Source organism: Kitasatospora sp. NPDC048296, from assembly GCF_043201815.1.
In the GTDB taxonomy this organism is placed as follows: domain Bacteria; phylum Actinomycetota; class Actinomycetes; order Streptomycetales; family Streptomycetaceae; genus Kitasatospora.
The window spans coordinates 119,696-138,114 of sequence record NZ_JBICZB010000012.1; the positions used below are offsets into that span (position 1 = coordinate 119,696).

At 72.9% G+C, this 18,419-nt stretch carries 19 protein-coding genes; 12 read left to right on the forward strand and 7 right to left on the reverse strand.

What is annotated here, in order from left to right; genetic code table 11:
• The first annotated feature begins 37 nt into the window (after positions 1-37).
• The 4 genes from ACGF12_RS10500 (at position 38) to ACGF12_RS10515 (ending at position 4,839) form a co-directional block, all read left to right on the forward strand.
• Positions 38-1,381, forward strand: a complete 1,344-nt coding sequence (locus ACGF12_RS10500) for a M1 family metallopeptidase (RefSeq protein WP_393027896.1) — start codon at positions 38-40, stop codon at positions 1,379-1,381.
• A 48-nt stretch (positions 1,382-1,429) separates the two neighbouring features.
• Positions 1,430-2,833 carry a serine hydrolase domain-containing protein gene (locus tag ACGF12_RS10505; RefSeq protein WP_393027897.1) on the forward strand — a complete coding sequence of 468 codons (1,404 nt, stop codon included), beginning with the start codon at positions 1,430-1,432 and terminating at the stop codon, positions 2,831-2,833.
• Between the two features lie 339 nt (positions 2,834-3,172).
• Positions 3,173-4,003 carry a GNAT family N-acetyltransferase gene (locus tag ACGF12_RS10510; RefSeq protein WP_393027898.1) on the forward strand — a complete coding sequence of 277 codons (831 nt, stop codon included), beginning with the start codon at positions 3,173-3,175 and terminating at the stop codon, positions 4,001-4,003.
• Entirely contained in the window at positions 4,000-4,839 is an 840-nt protein-coding gene (locus tag ACGF12_RS10515) for a lysophospholipid acyltransferase family protein (protein ID WP_393027899.1), read from the forward strand. Before ACGF12_RS10510 ends, ACGF12_RS10515 begins: the two co-directional genes overlap by 4 nt.
• A gap of 144 nt (positions 4,840-4,983) precedes the next feature.
• Here the strand turns inward: ACGF12_RS10515 and ACGF12_RS10520 are convergent, their stop codons facing one another.
• Positions 4,984-6,558: an MFS transporter gene (locus tag ACGF12_RS10520; protein WP_393027900.1), complete on the reverse strand. Its 1,575-nt coding sequence runs from the start codon at positions 6,556-6,558 to the stop codon at positions 4,984-4,986.
• A 125-nt stretch (positions 6,559-6,683) separates the two neighbouring features.
• On the opposite strand from ACGF12_RS10520, the gene ACGF12_RS10525 reads away from it, so the two are divergent.
• From ACGF12_RS10525 to ACGF12_RS10540, 4 genes are all read left to right on the forward strand, one after another.
• A complete protein-coding gene (locus ACGF12_RS10525) occupies positions 6,684-7,382 on the forward strand; it encodes a TetR/AcrR family transcriptional regulator (RefSeq protein WP_393027901.1) in 699 nt (232 codons plus the stop codon).
• A gap of 120 nt (positions 7,383-7,502) precedes the next feature.
• Entirely contained in the window at positions 7,503-7,928 is a 426-nt protein-coding gene (locus tag ACGF12_RS10530; RefSeq protein WP_393027902.1) for a hypothetical protein, read from the forward strand.
• Between the two features lie 82 nt (positions 7,929-8,010).
• The gene (gene pip, locus ACGF12_RS10535) at positions 8,011-8,973 is read left to right on the forward strand and encodes a prolyl aminopeptidase (RefSeq protein WP_393027903.1); all 963 of its coding nucleotides are present in this window, start codon (positions 8,011-8,013) and stop codon (positions 8,971-8,973) included.
• Between the two features lie 30 nt (positions 8,974-9,003).
• Entirely contained in the window at positions 9,004-9,138 is a 135-nt protein-coding gene (locus tag ACGF12_RS10540; protein WP_393027904.1) for a hypothetical protein, read from the forward strand.
• 324 nt (positions 9,139-9,462) lie between these two features.
• Here the strand turns inward: ACGF12_RS10540 and ACGF12_RS10545 are convergent, their stop codons facing one another.
• From ACGF12_RS10545 to ACGF12_RS10555, 3 genes are all read right to left on the reverse strand, one after another.
• Positions 9,463-10,011 carry a PaaI family thioesterase gene (locus tag ACGF12_RS10545; protein WP_393027905.1) on the reverse strand — a complete coding sequence of 183 codons (549 nt, stop codon included), beginning with the start codon at positions 10,009-10,011 and terminating at the stop codon, positions 9,463-9,465.
• 81 nt (positions 10,012-10,092) lie between these two features.
• On the reverse strand, positions 10,093-11,001 hold the full coding sequence (gene mca / locus ACGF12_RS10550; RefSeq protein ID WP_393027906.1) for a mycothiol conjugate amidase Mca: 909 nt from the start codon (positions 10,999-11,001) through the stop codon (positions 10,093-10,095).
• Positions 11,002-11,084: 83 nt separating this feature from the next.
• On the reverse strand, positions 11,085-12,581 hold the full coding sequence (locus ACGF12_RS10555) for an MDR family MFS transporter (protein WP_393027907.1): 1,497 nt from the start codon (positions 12,579-12,581) through the stop codon (positions 11,085-11,087).
• A 126-nt stretch (positions 12,582-12,707) separates the two neighbouring features.
• Between ACGF12_RS10555 and ACGF12_RS10560 the strand changes: the two genes are divergently transcribed.
• From ACGF12_RS10560 to murQ, 3 genes are all read left to right on the forward strand, one after another.
• The gene (locus ACGF12_RS10560; RefSeq protein ID WP_393027908.1) at positions 12,708-13,349 is read left to right on the forward strand and encodes a TetR/AcrR family transcriptional regulator; all 642 of its coding nucleotides are present in this window, start codon (positions 12,708-12,710) and stop codon (positions 13,347-13,349) included.
• Positions 13,350-13,492: 143 nt separating this feature from the next.
• The gene (locus tag ACGF12_RS10565; protein ID WP_387616593.1) at positions 13,493-14,173 is read left to right on the forward strand and encodes a DUF6445 family protein; all 681 of its coding nucleotides are present in this window, start codon (positions 13,493-13,495) and stop codon (positions 14,171-14,173) included.
• Positions 14,174-14,307: 134 nt separating this feature from the next.
• Positions 14,308-15,213: an N-acetylmuramic acid 6-phosphate etherase gene (murQ, locus tag ACGF12_RS10570; RefSeq protein ID WP_393027909.1), complete on the forward strand. Its 906-nt coding sequence runs from the start codon at positions 14,308-14,310 to the stop codon at positions 15,211-15,213.
• On the opposite strand, the gene ACGF12_RS10575 is transcribed toward murQ, so the two are convergent.
• Positions 15,210-15,722, reverse strand: coding sequence for an isochorismatase family protein (locus tag ACGF12_RS10575; protein WP_393027910.1), 513 nt, complete (start codon positions 15,720-15,722; stop codon positions 15,210-15,212). The genes murQ and ACGF12_RS10575 overlap by 4 nt on opposite strands.
• Before the next feature lie 5 nt (positions 15,723-15,727).
• Positions 15,728-16,435, reverse strand: coding sequence for a TetR/AcrR family transcriptional regulator C-terminal domain-containing protein (locus ACGF12_RS10580; protein WP_393027911.1), 708 nt, complete (start codon positions 16,433-16,435; stop codon positions 15,728-15,730).
• A gap of 250 nt (positions 16,436-16,685) precedes the next feature.
• On the opposite strand from ACGF12_RS10580, the gene ACGF12_RS10585 reads away from it, so the two are divergent.
• A complete protein-coding gene (locus ACGF12_RS10585; protein ID WP_393027912.1) occupies positions 16,686-18,029 on the forward strand; it encodes an MFS transporter in 1,344 nt (447 codons plus the stop codon).
• Between the two features lie 32 nt (positions 18,030-18,061).
• On the opposite strand, the gene ACGF12_RS10590 is transcribed toward ACGF12_RS10585, so the two are convergent.
• Positions 18,062-18,419 (reverse strand): transposase (locus tag ACGF12_RS10590; protein WP_393027913.1); only part of this gene is annotated, 358 nt, incomplete at its 5' end.

Below are 18,419 nucleotides of genomic sequence, written 5' to 3' on the forward strand. Positions count from 1 at the left end.
GACCCCCCGTCCCGGCCCGCAGGAAGCGCCCGCCCCCGTGAAGCCCAAGCACGTCCCGCCGGCCGCCGGCGGCCCGGACCCGTACTTCCCGAGCAGCGGCGACCACCGCTACCGGGTGCACCGCTACGAACTCGCGCTGGACTACCGGCCCGGACCCAACCGGCTGGCCGCCTCGGCCCGGCTGAGCGCGGTGGCGGACGCGGCGCTGGCCGAGTTCGCGCTCGACCTGGCCGAGTTCCGGATCGGGCGGGTGCTGGTCGACGGCAAGGCCGCCCGCTACACCCACCGCGGCGGCAAGCTGCGGATCCGCCCGGCGAAGGCGCTCGGAGCGGGCGCGGCCTTCACCGTCGAGGTGCACTACACCGGCAACCCGCGCCCGGTGCGCAGCCCGTGGGGCGGCCTGGGCTGGGAGGAGCTGACCGAGGGCGCGCTGGTGGCCAGCCAGCCGATCGGTGCGCCGTCCTGGTTCCCGTGCAACGACCGCCCCGCGGACAAGGCGACGTACCAGCTGGCGGTCACCACGCCCTCCCCGTTCACCGTGGTGGCGAGCGGACGGCTGCTCACCCGGACCACCCGGGCCTCCAGCACCACCTGGGTCTACGAGCAGAGCGCGCCGACCTCGCCGTACCTGGTGACGGTGTCGATCGGGCACTACCTCCCGGTGCAGCTGGCCCCGCGCCCCGACACCCCACGGCCCGGTTACGTGGCGCAGACCGGGTACGTGCCGCAACCGCTGGCCGAGGCCTTCGCCCGGGACTTCGCCCGGCAGTCGGAGATGATGGCGTACTTCTCCGAGGTCTTCGGGCCGTACCCGTTCGGCGAGTACGCGGTGGTGGTGGCGGACGAGGAGCTGGACGTCCCGGTGGAGGCGCAGGGCGTGGCCACCTTCGGCACCAACCACCTCGGCGGCGGCTGGGAACGCGAGCGGCTGATCGCGCACGAGCTGGCCCACCAGTGGTTCGGCAACAGCGTCTCGATCGCCGACTGGCGGCACATCTGGCTCAACGAGGGCTTCGCCAAGTACGCGGAGTGGCTCTGGTCCGAGCACGCCGGCGGCCCGGGCGCAGCCGTGCACGCCGCCGCCGCGCACCGGCTGCTGGCCGGGCTGCCGCAGGACCTGCGGCTCGGCGACCCGGGCCGCAGGCTGATGTTCGACGACCGGCTGTACCAGCGCGGCGGCCTGGCGGTGCACGCGCTGCGGCGGGCGCTCGGCGAGGACGGGTTCTTCGCGATGCTGCGGGACTGGACGGGCATCAACCGGCACGGCGTGGTCGCCACCGCCGACCTGCTCACGCACGCCTCCCGGTACACCACCGCGCCGCTCGGCCCGCTGTTCGAGGCCTGGCTGGAGCGGCCCGAGCTTCCGGCGCTGCCGGGCTAGGGGGATTAATCCCGCAGGTCCGTGGCCCGGCTGGGCTACTGTCCGTCCATGTCGATGAGTTCAGACGATCAGATGACCGACCAGCTCGACGAGCTGCTGCCCACCACCCGCCGCGCCCTGCTGCACCGCATCGCGGTCGCCCAGGCCGAGGGCCGTACCCCGTCGCTGGTCGCCGGGGTGGTCCGGGACGGGCAGCTGGTGTGGAGCGGCGCCCGCAGCATGATCGACGGGCACGCGCCGACACCGGACGTCCAGTACCGGATCGGCTCGCTCACCAAGACCTTCGTCGCCGTGCTGGTGCTGCGGCTGCGCGACGAGGGCCTGCTGGACCTCGACGACCCGCTGGCCCGCCACCTGCCGGGCACCGCGGCCGACGGTGCGACCGTCGCCCAGCTGCTCGCACACGCCGCCGGGCTGGCCGCCGAGACGCCCGAACCCTGGTGGGAACGGACGGAGGGTTCGCTGCGGCCCGAACTCGGCGACCTGCTGGAGCGGGAGAGCCCGCTCAAGCACCCCGCCGGGCGGCGCCACCACTACTCCAACCCCGGCTACGCGCTGCTCGGCGCCCTGGTGGCGAAGCTGCGCGGCGAGCCCTGGGGCGAGGCGCTGCGCCGCGAGGTACTGGCGCCGCTCGGCATGGACCGCACCACGCTGCTGCCCGAGCACCCGCACGCCGGGGGCTTCGCCGTCCACCCGTGGGCCGACGTCATGCTGCCCGAACCGCTCACCGACACCGGCCTGATGGGCCCGGCGGGCCAGCTCTGGTCCACCGGCGCCGACCTGGCCCGCTGGGCGGCCTTCCTCGCCGCCAGCGACGACAAGGTGCTCAGCGCCGACACCCTCGCCGAGATGCGGCGGCCCGCCGTCGGTCCGGACGACGCCGCCTGGACCTCCGGCTACGGCTTCGGCCTGCAACTGCGGCGCCACGAGGGCCGGTTGCTGCACGGCCACTCCGGTTCGATGCCCGGCTTCACGGCCGGCCTGTGGGTCAGCGAGGACGACGGCCTGGCCGCCTTCGCCCTGTCCAACGCCACCAGCGGCGCCAACACCCCGCTGCTGGCCGCCCAGTTGATCACCATCACCGCCGAACACGAGCCCCGGCTGCCCGAACCCTGGCGGCCGCTGCCCGAGGTGGACGAGGACCTGCTCGCCCTCACCGGCCCCTGGTACTGGGGCGCCGCGCCCAACGCCCTGCGGCTGCGGGCCGACCGCGTCCTGGAGCTCGCCGAACTCGCGGGCGGCCGCCGGGGCTCGCGCTTCCGGCCCCAGTCGGACGGCACCTGGATCGGGCTGGACAACTACTACGCGGGCGAGACCCTTCGGGTGGTCCGGCGCACCGACGGCACGGTCAGCCACCTGGACGTCGGCTCCTTCGTCTACACCCGCGAGCCGTACGGGCCGGCCGAGGTCGTCCCGGGCGGCGTCGACCCGCAGGGCTGGCGGGCGATTTGATCCCGTCGGACTCGGCCGTGACGGCGGTGTGACGGCGGGGTCGTGACGGTGAGGATGTGACCGCGGGGCTGTGACGGCGGGGGCGCGCGATGCAGGTGCGCGCCCCCGTTGTCCACCCCGCGCGGACGACCGCCCGGTGCCCGGCAGATGACCGACCGGCCACGCGTGGTCCCATTCAACAGCTGCACATCTGCGATCCGCCGGGCCGCAACGTGAATGCCAACCGACTTGGAGAGACATACGGGGACCGGTTCGCGTCCATGCCCAACGCCTGCGGGCCGGGACGGTGCCCTGGCAATTCCACGGCACCGCCGATCGTGCTGCCCTGGAGGGTCCGCCATGACCACCGTCCCCACGTACACTCCGTCCGCAGTCGCCCCCACCCACGACGCCCCGGCGGTCCCCGCGCCTCGCCACCAGCCGGCGCCGGCCGCCTACACCGTCGCCCTCGCCCGCGACGAGGACGACGTCCGCGCCGCCCAGCGGCTGCGCCACCAGGTCTTCGCCGCAGAACTCGGCGCCGTCCTGCACAGCCCGGTCGCCGGTCACGACGTCGACCCCTTCGACGAGTACTGCGACCACCTGCTGGTCCGCGAGGGCGAGACCGGCACCGTCGTCGGCACCTACCGGCTGCTGCGGCCCGAGGCCGCCCGGCGGGCCGGACGACTCTACTCCGACGGCGAGTTCGACCTGTCCGCGCTCGCACCGGTGCGCCCCGGCCTGGTCGAGCTCGGCCGCTCCTGCATCCACCCCGATCACCGGGGCAACGGCGCGGTCATCAACCTGATGTGGGGCGGCATCGCCCGCTACCTCGCCGACACCGGCAACACCTGGGTCGGCGGCTGCTGCTCGATCGACCTGGAGGACGGCGGCGCCACCGCGGCCCGGGTCTGGGACACCGTCAGCGCCAAGCACCTGGCCCCCGAGCAGTACCGGGTCACCCCGCACCGCCGCTGGGACGCCACCGGCGTGCCGCGCGCCGAGCGCGGCGCCCTGCCCGCCCTGCTCCGCGGCTACCTGCGGCTCGGCGCCTGGGTCTGCGGTGAGCCCGCGTACGACCCGGACTTCGGCTGCGCCGACCTGTACGTGCTGCTGTCGCTGGAGCGCACCGACCCCCGCTACCTGCGGCACTTCCTGTCCGGAACACCCTCCTCGGGCGCGTCGTCATGAGCGTCTGGCTGCCGACCGCACCTTGCCGGCCGGAGACCTGCCTGGGCGAACGCGCGCCGGAGGTCTCCCACCTCCGGCGGGCGCTGCGGCTGACCGCCTGCCTGACGGCGGTGCTGGCCGGGGTCGTGCTCTGCCTGCCGGTGCGACTGCTGCCGTACGGCGCCCGGGACCAGCTGATCCGGCTCTGGGCGCGGGTGCTGCTGCGCTCCCTCGGGGTGACCGTCCACCTCGGGACGCCAGGGATTCCCGGAGTTCCCGTGCCGGGCGGGGCGGTCGGCGCCGGCGGGGCGCTGGTGGTGGCCAACCACGTGTCCTGGCTGGACATACCGTTGCTCGCGGCCGGACGGCCCGGGCGGTCGCTGGCCAAGACCGAGGTCCGGCAGTGGCCGGTGCTCGGGCACCTGGTCGCCTGGGGCGGCACCGTGTTCCTGGACCGCGATCGGCTGCGGGCCCTCCCGGACACCGTGGCGACGGTGGCCGAGGTGCTGCGCTCCGGGCACCCGGTGATCGTCTTCCCGGAGGGGTCGACCTGGTGCGGGCGGGAGAGCGGACGGTTCCGGCCCGCGCTGTTCCAGGCCGCGGTGGAGGCTGGCGCATTCGTCCAACCGGTGACGATCCGCTACCGGCTGGCGGACGGACGGCCGACCAGTGCGCCCGCCTTCGTCGGGGACGACGGGCTGCTCACCTCGCTCGCCCGGGTGGTCGCGGTGCGCGGGCTGGTCGCGGACGTCACCTTCCTGCCGCCGATCCCGCCGCCCGGGCCGCAGCCCACCCGGGCGGGGGCCCGGCGGGAGCTGGCCCGCGCGGCGCAGGCGGCGGTGGAGGGCATCCACTGACGGGGCCCGCCGTGGAGGCGGGTTGGAGGGGCTCCTCGAAGGCGTCTCATACGGGGACCATTGAAGGCGTCTCCTGCAGGGGCCCTTGAAGGCGCCCCCCGGTCGCGTCCCGCCGAGGTTCCGTCACGGCGCGGCGGCCGGTGCTCACGTGGCGCGGGTGCCCGCCAGTTCCTCCGGCTGCGGTCGGCCGGAGCCGGACGGACCGGACGGGACGAGCGGCCGGGCCCGGCCGAGCAGTACCGCGACCAGAACGGCGGTCATGGCCAGCCCGCCCGCTCCGCTGAGCACGGCGAGGTGGATGCCGTCGATGAAGGCGCCGTCCACCGCTGCCCGGACCGGCCCGGGCAGCGCCGCCGCCGTGCCTCCGGGGCCGTGCGCCACGCCGGCCGGGGCGTCCGCGATCGAGCCGACGGCCTCGGGCGGGACACCGAGCCGGTGCAGGGCCGAGGTCAGCGAACCCGTCATCCGGTTGGTCAGGACGGCGCCGAGCACCGCGATGCCGAGTACGCCGCCCAGTTCGCGCAGGGTGTTGATGGTCGCCGAGGCCATCCCGGTCTGTGCCGGGGCGACCCGCTGCATCACCGCGATCGAGACCGGGGTGAAGGTCATGCCCATCCCGAGGCCCATCGCGAACAGCGTCCACAGGTAGGCCGGGTAGTGCGCGTGGTCGCCGTACAGCGACAGCCCGCCGAGGCCCGCCGCGCACAGCGCGAGGCCGAGCACCAGCGGCAGCCGCGGACCGTAGGCCGCGGTCAGCCGACCGGAGAGCGGTGCGGCGACCACCAGCATCGCGGTCATCGGGAGCCCCGCGTAGCCGGCGGCGGCCGGGGACCAGCCGAGCACGCCCTGCATCATCAGCGGCAGGAAGAACAGCGCCCCGAACATCCCGAAGCTGACCATGAACCCGCTGAGCAGGGCGCCGCCGAGCGCCCCGTCGCGGAACAGGCGCAGCTCCAGCATCGGTTCGGCGATGTGCAGTTCGAGTACCAGGAAGGCCAGCAGCAGGACGGCGGCCGCGGCGGCGCAGCCGAGCACCCGCGGGTCGGTCCAGCCCCGGGAGGGGCCCTCGATCAGCGCGTAGACCAGCAGGGCCAGGCCGGCCACGGACAGTGCCAGGCCCATGAGGTCGATCCGGCGCGGGCGCGGGGCGATGTCCGGCAGGACGCGGGCGGCGAGCAGCAGTCCGGCCACGCCGATCGGCACGTTGATCCAGAACACGCTGGCCCAGCCGAGGTGTTCGACCATCGGACCGCCGACGACCGGGCCGATGGACAGGCCGAGCGCCGAGACCCCGGACCAGGTGCCGATCGCCTTGGCGCGCTCGCGTTCGTCGGTGAAGACGTGCCGAAGCAGGGCGAGGCTGCCGGGTGTGAGCAGCGCGGCTCCGACCCCCTGGAGCATCCGGGCGCCGACCAGCACGCCGATCGACCCGGCGAGCGCTGCCACGCCGGAACCGGCCGTGAACAGGGCGAGGCCGAGGCGGAACACCCGGGTGCGGCCGTAGCGGTCGCCGAGCGCGCCGCCGGTCAGCACCAGGGCAGCGTAGACCAGGCTGTAACCCTCGGCGACCCACTGCAGGCCGCTGATCCCGGTGTCCAGGTCCTGCCCGATCCGGGGCAGGGCGTTGTTGACGATGACGTTGTCCAGCACGGACATGAACATGGTGACGCAGAGCGTAAGTAGCGCGAGCCGCTTGCGGCGGGCACTCGACTCCTCCATGGGATCCCTCCCGACCTAAGACCCCTAACAGCGTTAGGTGCTTGTCCGGCAGCCACAGAGTGTCCCTAACGGTGTTAGATTGCAAGCGGGATTCCACGACACCGCTGGGAGGCGTCCGCACAGCCATGCCGGAGAACGACGGCGCCACGCCGGAACACAACGCCGGGACACCCGCCCTGACCAGGGAAGCCCTCGCTCAGGCGGCGCTTCGCGTACTGGAACGGGACGGCCTGGCCGGACTGTCCATGCGCAAGGTCGCCGCCGAGGTGGGCGTCAAGGCGGCCTCGCTGTACTGGCACGTCCGCAACAAGGAGGAGTTGCTCGACCTGCTCAACGACGCGATCATGGCCTCGGCCGAGCCCCCGCCGCGCGAGGGCGACTGGCGGATGCAGATGCGCGGATACTGCTGGCGCCACCGACAGCTGCTGCACGACAACCGCGACGCCGCCAAGGTCGTCGCCGGCCGCCTCGCCCCGGGGCCGCACATGTTCGGACTGCTGGACGATCAGCTGGACCGCCTGCGCGAGGCCGGATTCTCCGACGCGCACGCCGCGCTGACCACCTATCTGCTGAGCTCCTTCGTCCAGGGCTTCGCCCTCCAGGAACAGTCACCGATGTCGGCCGCCGAGGCCGACGGCGCCAGCCGTCTGGAGGTCACCACCGAGGTCCGCGACCGCTTCCGCGCCCTGCCCGTCGAGGACTTCCCCAACCTCGTCGCCCTGGCCGGCGACCTCACCGAGCCGAGCCTCGACGCCCGCTTCGAGTTCTGCGTCGAGCGCATCCTTGACGGACTGGCGGCCCTACTGCCGCCGGAGCTTCGGTGACGCACCGGCGGCCGGCGCCCGCCGGGCCTGCCGGGCTTACCTGGCCTGCCGTGCGACGACGGCTCCACCCTCGACTACGATGATCGCCAGGCAAAGGCCAGGCAAAGGAGCGGTGGGGCGATGGTCGAGCGTCAGGCGGCGGAGAAGCCGGCCGCTCACCAGCCCGGGGACCCGACGCCGGTCCCGGGCGGACAGGTCGGCCCGGGCAGATACATCGCAGAGGCGTCGATGGGCTGCCTCGGCGAGCTGCTGACCGAGGTCGTCGGCGGGCTCGTGCTCCTCGTCCTCACCACCGCCTCCCTGGCGGGCGCCTATCTCCTCGCCCGCGCCCTCCACCAGGCGAGTCCGGCAGGGGCCTACGGCCTGGCCGCGGTGGGGCTGCTCGGGCTGGCCCACGGCATCCGTCACTGGCGCCGCCCCAAGGAACAGCGCAGCCGGGTCGGCCGCATCACCGCCGCCGTCACCGGCGCGCTGGGCTTCTGGCTGATCCTCTGCGTCGGATACGCCTCCTTCGATGCCGCCTGCGGGCTGAACATCGGACTCTGACCGGTCCGACGGCGTGTAGGCTCACCCGGCGCCCCGTCCACCGTCCACCGTCCACCGTCCACCGTCCACGGAGGAGTTACCGATGGCCGAGCCGTATTCCCACGACGAGCCGTACGCCCAGGGCCTGTTGGACGTCGGCGACGGGCAGCGGATCCACTGGAACACCTCCGGCAACCCGGCGGGCAAACCGGCTGTGGTGGTGCACGGCGGGCCGGGCTCCGGCCACCATCCCGGCTCCCGGCGGTACTTCGACCCCGAGCGCTACCGCGTCGTCCAGTACGACCAGCGCGGCTGCGGGCGGAGCCTACCGCACGCCGCCGACCCGTCAACCGGGCTGGAGCACAACACCACCGCGCACCTGGTCGCCGACCTGGAGCGGCTGCGCGAGCATCTGGGTATCGACAAGTGGCTGTTGTACGGCGGCTCGTGGGGTTCGACCCTGATACTCGCGTACGCGCAGGCCCACCCGGAGCGGGTCTCCGCGATCGTGATCTGCGGGGTGACCATGACCCGCCCCGAGGAGACGGACTGGCTCTACCGGGGCGTCGGCCGTTTCCTGCCGGGCCCCTGGGAGGAGTTCCACGCCTTCCCACCCGCCATCGACCGGGACGGCGACGTGCTCGACCTGCTCACCGCCTACAGCCGGCTGCTCAACAGTCCGGAGGAGGACGTCCGCCGAGCCGCCGCCCAGGCCTGGGCCACCTGGGAGGACGCCGTCATCTCGCACGAGGTGCTGGGCAAGCCGAATGCCTACTCCGACCGCCCCTCCGACGCCCTGATGGCCTTCACCCGGATCACGGCACACTACTTCTCGCACCAGGCCTTCCTGGCGGACGGCCAACTGCTGCGCGACGCCGGTCGGCTGGCCGGCATCCCGGGCGAGCTCATCCATGGACGGCTCGACCTCGGCGGACCGCTGCAAACCGCTTGGCAGCTGGCCAAGGCCTGGCCGGACGCCAACCTGACGGTCATCGACGAAGCCGGACACACCGGCAGCCCGCGAATGGCGGAGGCGGTCCTCGCGGCCGTCGAGCGCTTCGCCTGAGAGCGGACCCTGCTCTTCAGCAAGGCCGTCATGGAGCAAGCCAAGCCCGACTACCGCTGCGTCATAGTGACCGACAACATCCTCGCATTCCGGGCGACACTGATCGCCCGCAGGACCGGCACCGGCGTCAACGGGCACATGTTCGGCTCGCCCACCGCCCGGTGATACTGGCCGAGCGCGGCCATCCGGGAGCTCGCGGCGGTGTTCCTCTCGCACAAGCTGATCTGCTTCGGGATCTGCGACCTCCTTGCGCTCTGCGGGGTGCTGGCGGCGCTCTGAGCACCTCGGGTTTCGGGGGCCTGGGTGTTCGGGCCTGGGTGTTCGGGCCTGGGCGTAAGAGGCTTGGGGTGTACGGGCCTCGCGGTCTCTGGGTCTCGACTGCTCGGCCTCGGGCTCTTCGGGCATGGTCTGTTCGGTTGGGCCCCGGTCGTGGCGGCGGCCGCCGCCACGGTCGGGGCCCGGCTGTCCAGCGGTGGGTTCGCCGGGCGGTCAGGCCGCCGGGCGGGGGGTGAGGATCGCGCAGGTGGTGGTGGCGTGGGCGTAGAGCTTGCCGTTCTCCGCGCCGACCACCCTGGCCTCCGCGGTCGCCATCGTCCGTCCCAAGTGGAGCACTACGCCCTCGCAGCGCAGGAGCCCCGAGTCGGCGAACAACGGACGCAGCATATGGACGTTCAACTGCGTGGTGGTGTAGCCGATCCCGGCCGGCAGTTTGCTCAACACGGCGCAGCCGAGCGCCGAGTCGAGCAGGGTGGCCAGGTACCCGCCGTGCACGGTGTTCATCGGGTTGAAGAGGTGGTCGCCCACCTCCCCTTCGAACACCGCCGTGCCCGGCTTCACCTCGACCAGATGAAAGCCCATGGTGCTGCAGATCGACGGCTCCGGGATCCGCCCGGCGATCCACTCCAACAGGATCTCCTCGCCGGTGAGGTGCGGGTACTCGGAGATCGGCGGACCGGCTGTCCAGGTGTGGGTGCGGGAGCGCGACTCCTGACCGCCCGGGGACTGCTGCTCGGTGGGGGCAGGCTGGTGATTCGTCATGAGACCAACCTGCCTTGTTCGAACCCCTGGCTCAAGTCCCGTCCGGTACACGCCCGTCGGCCTCACCGGTTCACTCATGCCTCATGCCGCCCCCTCCTTCGCGCGCAGCCCTGCGAACAGGTCGGTCTCGCCCCCGCCCGTCTCACCCCCGCCCATCCCGGGTCCACTCACGAAGCTCCGAGCCAGGTGGTAGTCCTCCGTCGGCCAGACCTCACACTCGATGTCCCGGGGGTGGGCCATGAACGCGGCGCCGGGCTCGACCTGGGTGGCGTGCGCCAGCATCGCCGCGTCCCGTATGGCGAACTTCTCGGAGCAGGCGATTCGGGTGGTGGTCGCGAGGGCGGGCGGGGTGTCGGGCCAGCCGGCGAGCAGTTCGCCCATGGCCGAGTCGACTCCGCGCTCCGTCATGGCGTCGTGCAGCGTCTGGAACCAGGCCCGGGAGAGGGCCAGGTGGTAGTAGAGCTTGGCCACCTGCCAGGGCTCGCCCGCCTCGGGGTAGCGCTTCGGGTCGGCGGCGGCCTCGAAGGCCTCGACGGTGACCTGGTGGGTCATCACATGGTCCGGGTGCGGGTACCCGCCGGTCTCGTCGTAGGTGATCACCACCTGCGGGCGGAACTCCCGGATCAGGGCGACCAGCGGCGCCGCGGCGACCTCCAGCGGCTGGGCGGCGAAGCAGCCCTCCGGCAGCGGCTCTTCGGGGCCTGGCATCCCGGAGTCGACAAAGCCGAGGAACTGCTGCCGCACGCCGAGGATCTCACGGGCCGCGGCCATCTCCTCACGCCGGATCCGGGCGAGGTTGTCCCGGACCTCGGTCCGGTCCATCGCCGGGTTGAGCACCGAACCGCGCTCGCCGCCGGTACAGGTGGCGACCAGGACGTCCACGCCCTCGGCCGCGTACCGGGCGAGGGTGGCCGCACCCTTGCTGGACTCGTCGTCGGGGTGGGCGTGCACGGTGAGCAGACGCAGGCCGCCAGGATGCTTGGTGAACATGAGGTACCTCCATGGTCAATACGAATCGATGGGGATCGGTGTGAGTCCGCCCAACTGATGGATGATCAATGACCGGCGGCCGGTCAGTCTGCCTTACGGGCGGCGCCCGGGTAGAGCAGGGCCGGTGCGATGGCGAGCGCCGACAGGGCCAGCACCCACCAGAAGGTCGCGCCGAAGGCCGCGCCCGGCTGGCCGGGGTGTCCGGCCTGCGCCCGCTGGAGGACCAGCGTCAGCACCGCCGTGCCGAGCGCCCCACCGAGCCGGTTGAGCACGTTGACCGCACCGGCGGCCGCCGCCACCTGCGACTTCTCGACGCTCCCGTACACCGCCGCCATGCCGGGGATCAGAACGATCCCCATACCCGCCCCGCGCAGCGCCAGCGAGCCGACGAGCAGCCAGTCCGCCCGGCCGGAGCCCGTTCCCAGCCGGGTGAACGCGAGGGTGCCGAGCAGCGAGCAGCCGATACCGAGCAGGATCAGCGGGCGGGGCGCGAAGCGGTCGGCTATTCGCCCGGCCAGCAGCGAGGTGACCGCCGTACCGAGCGCCTGCGGCGCGAGTAGCAGCCCGGCCTCGACCGCCCCGGCGCGCTCCACCTGCTGGTAGTAGAGCGGGACCAGGAACATCGAGCTGTACAGCGCGGCGCCCTGAAGGAAGCTGTTCGCCGTCGCCACCGCGAAGCCACGCCGGACGAACAGCCGCACGTCGATCAGCGGCGCCCGGGCCCCGTCACGCCCCGCCCGCAGCGCGTGCCGACCGTACGCCAACAGCAGCACCGCACCCACCGCGGCCGCCACCGGGCCGACCGCGCCGCCCTCGCCTATCGTGGAGAGCCCGTAGACCAGCGCCGTCAGGCCCGGCGACAGCAGCACCACACCCGTCACATCCAGTCGGGGTTTCGGGAGGTCCGACCGGCTCTCGGCCGGAAGCCACCGGGCCGCCAACAGCAGGGTGAGCAGCCCCACCGGCACGGTCAGCAGGAACATCCAGCGCCAGTCCAGGTGCTCCAGCACCAGCCCGCCGAGGATCGGCCCCAGGACCGGGGCCAGGCTGATCGGGAGCAGCATGGTGCCCATCACCCGCGCGATCCGGGAGCGCCCGGCCGCCTGCACCATGAGCGTCTGCCCCAACGGCTGGATCATCGCGCCGCCGACGCCCTGGAGCACCCGAAAGGCGATCAGGCTGCCCGTCGACCAGGCCAGTCCGCACAGCGCGGATCCCAGCACGAACAGGACGACCGATCCGAGCCAGGCGCGCCGGGCGCCGAAGCGGCCGGCGGCCCACCCGGAGAGCGGCATGGTCAGCGATATCGCCAGCAGGTACCCGGTGGCCACCCACTGGACCGCGGCCATCGAGCTGTGCAGGACGCGGGCGACGGAGTCGATGCCGACGTTGACGATCGTGGTGTCCAGCAAGGCCAGGATCGGGCCCAACGCGAGCACCGCGCCCAACTTCAGCAGGCCGGGCGGCAACGGCTCCGGCCGCTGCGCCCGAGCCGCCCCGCGTCGGCCCTTCGCGGCGCTCTTCTCCGCGCCCCTCTCGGAGCCCTTCGTCGTGATCCGCGTGGTGGCCGATGTGGTCATGAACCCTCCCCTGGGCCGCTCCTCCGTCGACCGCTCCGGCCGACGTGAAGAACTTAGGACGGACCCAGTGATTAGGTCAAGCATAATTTCTGTGCTCGACCCAGCTAACTGCGCTAGGCTCCTGCCATGACCGACACCGGGACCACACCGAACCTGCGCGAGCTCAACAAGCGCCGCACCCGCGAGGCGATCTCGCACGCCGCGACCAGGCTCTTCATCGAGCAGGGCTTCGACCGGACGACCATCGCCGAGGTCGCGGCCGCCGCGGGCGTCGCCAAGATGACCGTCACCAACCACTTCCCGCGCAAGGAGGACCTCTTCTTCGACCTGCACGAGGAACTCGTCGACCGGCTAGCCCGCACCGTCGCCGAGCGCGCCCATGGCGAGTCCGCCCTCGCCGCGCTGCGTCGGGGCTGCCTGACCGCGCTCGACCGGCACGACCCACGGCTCGGCTTCTCCGGCGAGGACTTCGCCCGCACCGTCGCCGAGAGCCCGGCCCTGGGCGCCCGACTGCGCGAGCTGAACGAGCAGGCCGAGACAGCACTCGCCGAAGCACTGGCCGAGGCCGTGCACGCGATACCCGTCGACTTCGAGAGCCGGGTCGCCGCCGCCCTGCTCGCCGCCGTCGACCGGGCGGTGTTCACCGAGGTGTTCCGCCGCACCCTGGCCGGCGAGGAGCACGCCGCGATCACCGCCGCGGTGAGCCCGTGGGCCGCCCGGGCCTTCGACCGACTGGAGGGTGCCCTTGGCAGCTACGCCGTCCGCTAGGGCCAGGCCGCTTGAACGCCGACCAGTAACTTGTCGCGCGAGTCTCGACACGACAGCGGAACACCCACACCAATACCGCCCTTGACGAAAGGTTGACCTGTTCACGGCAGAAGGTTGACGACCGCCGCCCCTATGGTCGGCCCATGCCCTCACAGCCCATCAGGCCCACCGCCCTGCCGGTCCTGCCCTACCGCAAGCCCACCCGCGGCCGGGACTTCTGGGTCCTGGACAACGTCCTGCCCGACCCGGACGCCGTCCGCGAGCGCGTCCTGGCCCGGGGCGACTGGACCGAGGGCTACCCGTACCGCCCCGAGACCTGGCCGGGCGTGCGCACCATGCCGGGCCTGGAGCCTGACGAGCTGGCGCGGGTCGAGGCGCTGGTCCGCAAGGCCACCGGCGCCTCCCGGCTGTGGGTGCAGAGCACTCCGGGCGGCGGCACGCTCAACCACAACTGCGTCCAGGTCGTCGGCGCCGGAGAGTCGGAGTCCCGCCCGCACACCGACTCCCGCGCCCTCTGCCGCTACGCCGCCGTGCTCTACCTCAGCCCGGGCGCACCCAAGGACGCAGGCACCAGCTTCTACCGTCAGCAGTTCCCCGGCGGCCGCCTCGGCGGGAACCTGGTCAACGCCCCGCACAACAACCTGGTCGAGGCGCTCGGCACCCGCCACGTGCCCGCCGACCACTTCACCGAGGACGTCCGCGTCCCCAACCGCTACAACCAACTGCTCCTCTACCACGCCAACCTGATCCACAGCGCCACGAATTACTACGGCAACGAGTTGGCGGACCGCCGCATGACGGCGGTGTTCTTCTGGATGGCCTGACGGACGGCCTGACCAATAGCCTCAACACGCCCTGAAGCACGCCCTGAAACACGCCCTGAAACACCGCCTGAATCACGACCCGAACGCCACACCCATCCGGGTTCAGGCCGCCCCTCCCCGGGGACGCTCGCCGCATGAACACCGACGCCGCACCCCCGACCGAAACGGTCCGACCCGACTGGGCCGGGATCGACCAGCTGCCCACCCTCGACCTGCTCCACCTGATGAACGCCGAGGACCGCACCGTCCCCACCGCCGTCGCCGGGGAGTTGACGCGGATCGCCGCCGTGGTGGACGCCGTGGCCACCCGGATGGCCCGCGGCGGGCGGCTGGTCTACGCCGGGGCGGGGACGGCCGGGCGGCTCGGGGTGCTGGACGCCGCCGAGTGCCCGCCGACCTTCGGCACTGATCCAGCTCTGGTCGTCGGCCTGATCGCAGGCGGCCTGACGGCCGTGACGGAGGCCGCCGAGGGCGCCGAGGACCGTAGCGAGCTCGCCGAGGCCGACGTCGCCGCGCTCGACCTGACCCCGGCCGACACCGTGGTGGGCGTCTCCGCCTCGGGCCGTACGCCCTACCCGCTGGCGGCGGTGCGTGCCGCACGGGCGGCCGGGGCCCTGACCGTCGGGCTGGCGTGCAACCGGGGCTCGGCGCTGGTGGCGGCCGCCGAGCTGGGGATCGAGGTGGAAGTCGGCCCCGAGGTGCTGGCCGGGTCCACCCGGCTGAAGGCGGGCACGGCACAGAAGCTGGCGCTCAACATGCTGTCCACGGCCGTGATGGTCCGTCTCGGCCGAACGTACGGAAATCTGATGGTCGACCTCCGGGCCACTAACGCCAAGCTCCGCGAGCGCGCCCGACGGATCGTCGCCGAGGCCACCGGCGCCGACCAGGACGCGGTCCACCGGGCCCTGACCGCGACGGACGGACGGACGAAGGACGCGATCCTGGTCCTGCTCGCGGACGTGGACGCGCCCACCGCCGCCCGACTGCTCACGGCCTCGGGCGGACGGCTGCGCGACGCCCTGAAGCCGGCCGGAGGCTAGCCCAGCTGCAGGTCGGCCGCCGCCACGACCTCACCCAGCCGCGGGAAGTCCAGCTCCACCGAGGCCCGGTGCTCGGTCTCCGTCAGCCCGGTCATCGCGTCCTCGACGAACACCAGCCGGTACCCGTGGTCGGCGGCCGCGCGGGCGCTCGACTCCACACCGAGGTTGGTGGCAATCCCGGTGAACACCAGCGTCTCCACACCGCGCGCCTGCAGCAGCTCGTGCAACCCGGTGCCCTGGAAAGCGCCGATCGTACGCTTCACCACGACCTCGTCGGCCGCCGCCTCGACCTCGGCCAGCAGCTCGCTGCCGGGCGGCTGCTCGGCGACGCCCGGCCGCTCGACGCGCACCGCGACGACGGGGGCGCCGGCGGCGCGGAAGGCCTTGGCAAGCTCCAGCGAGGACGCCACCACCTCCGAACCGGCGTGCGGCGCGAGCGGGTTGGCGACGATCCGGTCCATCAGGTCGATCAGGACCAGGGCGGTGCTGCGGGGATCAAGGGTGGTCATGGCGCTCACGCTAGCCCATGCCCGTCGCCGGTCACACCCTCAAAAGGACCCGCCCCCGCGCCCCCACCAGGACCCGCCCCCGCGTCCTCGGCCTCACGCGCGATCTCGGCCCGGAACCCCTCGATCAGCACCCGCAGCCCGTACTCGAAGTCGGCGTCGTGGTCGGTCATCCGCAGCACGTCGACCGCCTCGCTCAGCAGCGGCAGGTCACGCAGCGCCTCGTCCGGGAAGGGCGGCCTGGCGCGCTCCGCGGCGTCCTGCCGCCAGGCCTGCTCCTCGGTGACCCAGCCCATGAGGTACCGGTCGACGGTCAGCAGCAGTCGCAGCGCGGTGCGCGGACGCAGCCCGGCCCGGCACAGGGCGCTCAGCTGGGCCTCGACGGCCGGGAGTTCGCCCTCGGTCGGCAGGGTGCCGGCGTGCACCCGGGCGCCGTCGCGGTAGGAGAGCAGGGCGCGGCGCTTGGCCCGGGCGTCGGCGGCGATCCACGCGGGCCAGTGCTCCGGGTCCGGCTCGCGGTCGGGCGGCAGAGCCTCGGCGAGCATCGCCTCCGCCATCAGGTCGAGCAGCTCCCGCTTGTTCTTGAAGTGCCAGTACAGCGCCGGTGACTGCACGCCGAGCTCCCGGGCGAGCCGCCGGGTGCTGAGCCCGTCGATGCCCTCCTCGTTGAGCACGCGCAGCGCGGTGCGCACCACCTCGTCGCGTTGCAGTGCCATCGATCGGCCTCCCGGTTATCCGCTTGCGAGGCCACCTTATCGCCGCTAAATTCCAGGGCCGGACTTTATCAGTGATAAGGACCGGGCGATGAGGACTGGCAACAGCACCGGCGATCACGCTCGGTGGCAGAAGCACCCCCAAACGGGGGCGCGCAACACGCAACGTGCACACCCAACGTGCACACCCCACCTGCAACGCGCCCAAGGAAGCCGTCGCGAGAGCGACGGCCGCGAAGGGACCAACCCCCTCATGACCTCAGGAACGGACCGCCTCCGGTCCCGACTACTGCCGAACACCGCTCCCTGGCGCTCCTCCCGCGACTTCCGGCTGACCTGGACCTCCGGCACGGTCACCCTGCTCGGCTCGGTCTTCACCATGACCGCGATCCCGCTGCAGATCGCCCACCTCACCGGCTCTCCGCTCGCGGTGGGCGCGGTCGGCGCGGTCGAACTCGCACCCACCGTCCTCTTCGGCCTCTACGGCGGCGTGCTCGCCGACCGCGCCGACCGCCGCACCGTCGCCCTGGTCACCGAAGTCGCGCTGGCCGCGCTCAGCGCCCTGCTGCTGGCCAACGCACTGCTCGGCACGCCCGCCGTCTGGCCGCTCTACCTCGCCGCCGGGCTGGCGGCGGCGATCCAGGGCCTGCAACAGCCCTCGGTCGAGGCGATGATCCCCCGACTGGTGCCGCACGACCAGCTGGTGGCGGCCGGGGCGCTGCTCTCGCTGCGCTGGAGCATCGGCGGAGTGGCCGGGCCGGCCGCCGCCGGGCTACTGATCGCGACCGCCGGCCTCCCGGCGGCGTACCTGGTCGACCTCGCCACCTTCCTGCTGTCGATCGCCCTGCTCGCGCGGGTCCGGCCGATCCCCTCGGAACGCGACGCCGAGCCGCCTCGGCTGCGCGAGTTCACCGAGGGAGCCCGGTACGCGACCCGGCGGCCCGACCTGATCGGCACCTACCTGGCCGACCTCGCGGCCACCGTCCTCGCCCTGCCCACCGCACTGTTCCCCTTCCTCGCCGAGGAGTTGGACGCGGTCTGGGCGCTCGGCCTGCTCTACTCGGCTTCCGCCGCCGGCAGCCTGATCGCGGCCGCCACCGGCGGTTGGACCGAGCGGGTACACCGGCACGGACGGTGGGTCCTGCTCTCCACCGCCCTGGTCGGCGCAGCCACCGCCACGGCCGCCGTCGCCCCGGGCCTTTGGGCCGTGGTGCTCTGCCTGATCATCGCGGGCGGCGCCCACTGGATCGGCGACACCTTCCGCAGCGCCATCTGGAACCAGTCCATTCCGGACGAACTCCGAGGCCGCGCCGCCGGCCTGGAGATGCTGATCGGCTCCGCCGGGCCCGCCCTCGGCGACCTACGGGCCGGCGGCCTCGCCGCCCGCCAGGGCATCCGGGCCGCGCTGGGCACCGGCGGCCTGCTCTGCCTGGGCAGCAGCACCGTCCTGTCGGCCACACTCCCCGCGCTCTGGCGCTACGACCAGCGCGACCACCGGCACGAACAGCAGCTCAAGCACCAGCACCGCCCCGAACACCCACAGCGCCGACACCAGCACGAGCACCCGCAGCACCAGACCCCGGAGCCCACCCCGTAAACCGGGCTCTTCTGCTGGACCTGTGGGTGTGATCAGGTGAGTTGGCGGCGGGGTAGGGCGGGACTGTTGCCGCCGAGGCAGAGCATGACGAGGGCGATGACGGCGTCGGCGGAGCGGAAGCCGAAGCCTCGGCGGATGATGAGCCTGGTCTTCGTGTTTGTGGACTCGATGAGTCCGTTGCTCAACTCCTCGACGATCGCGTGCAGGATGGCGTCGTGGTGGCGCCTGACCTTGCGGGCGAGTTCGACGAAGACCGGAATCCGGCACCGTCTCGCCCAGGACAGCCAGCGGTCCAGCGCCTCGGCTGCGGCGTGCGCGCCCTCGGTCCTGGCGATCCGGTAGATCGTGCGCAGTCCCTCCTTGAGGAGGTAGGCGCGGTGCAGGCGAGGG

Coding starts and splice junctions, on each gene's coding strand:
- ACGF12_RS10505 (WP_393027897.1), top strand. CDS start 1,430: ATGTCGATGAGTTCAGACGATCAGATGACCGACCAGCTCGACGAGCTG.
- ACGF12_RS10510 (WP_393027898.1), top strand. CDS start 3,173: ATGACCACCGTCCCCACGTACACTCCGTCCGCAGTCGCCCCCACCCAC.
- ACGF12_RS10515 (WP_393027899.1), top strand. CDS start 4,000: ATGAGCGTCTGGCTGCCGACCGCACCTTGCCGGCCGGAGACCTGCCTG.
- ACGF12_RS10520 (WP_393027900.1), bottom strand. CDS start 6,558: ATGGAGGAGTCGAGTGCCCGCCGCAAGCGGCTCGCGCTACTTACGCTC.
- ACGF12_RS10525 (WP_393027901.1), top strand. CDS start 6,684: ATGCCGGAGAACGACGGCGCCACGCCGGAACACAACGCCGGGACACCC.
- ACGF12_RS10530 (WP_393027902.1), top strand. CDS start 7,503: ATGGTCGAGCGTCAGGCGGCGGAGAAGCCGGCCGCTCACCAGCCCGGG.
- pip (WP_393027903.1), top strand. CDS start 8,011: ATGGCCGAGCCGTATTCCCACGACGAGCCGTACGCCCAGGGCCTGTTG.
- ACGF12_RS10540 (WP_393027904.1), top strand. CDS start 9,004: ATGGAGCAAGCCAAGCCCGACTACCGCTGCGTCATAGTGACCGACAAC.
- ACGF12_RS10545 (WP_393027905.1), bottom strand. CDS start 10,011: ATGACGAATCACCAGCCTGCCCCCACCGAGCAGCAGTCCCCGGGCGGT.
- mca (WP_393027906.1), bottom strand. CDS start 11,001: ATGTTCACCAAGCATCCTGGCGGCCTGCGTCTGCTCACCGTGCACGCC.
- ACGF12_RS10555 (WP_393027907.1), bottom strand. CDS start 12,581: ATGACCACATCGGCCACCACGCGGATCACGACGAAGGGCTCCGAGAGG.
- ACGF12_RS10560 (WP_393027908.1), top strand. CDS start 12,708: ATGACCGACACCGGGACCACACCGAACCTGCGCGAGCTCAACAAGCGC.
- ACGF12_RS10565 (WP_387616593.1), top strand. CDS start 13,493: ATGCCCTCACAGCCCATCAGGCCCACCGCCCTGCCGGTCCTGCCCTAC.
- murQ (WP_393027909.1), top strand. CDS start 14,308: ATGAACACCGACGCCGCACCCCCGACCGAAACGGTCCGACCCGACTGG.
- ACGF12_RS10575 (WP_393027910.1), bottom strand. CDS start 15,722: ATGACCACCCTTGATCCCCGCAGCACCGCCCTGGTCCTGATCGACCTG.
- ACGF12_RS10580 (WP_393027911.1), bottom strand. CDS start 16,435: ATGGCACTGCAACGCGACGAGGTGGTGCGCACCGCGCTGCGCGTGCTC.
- ACGF12_RS10585 (WP_393027912.1), top strand. CDS start 16,686: ATGACCTCAGGAACGGACCGCCTCCGGTCCCGACTACTGCCGAACACC.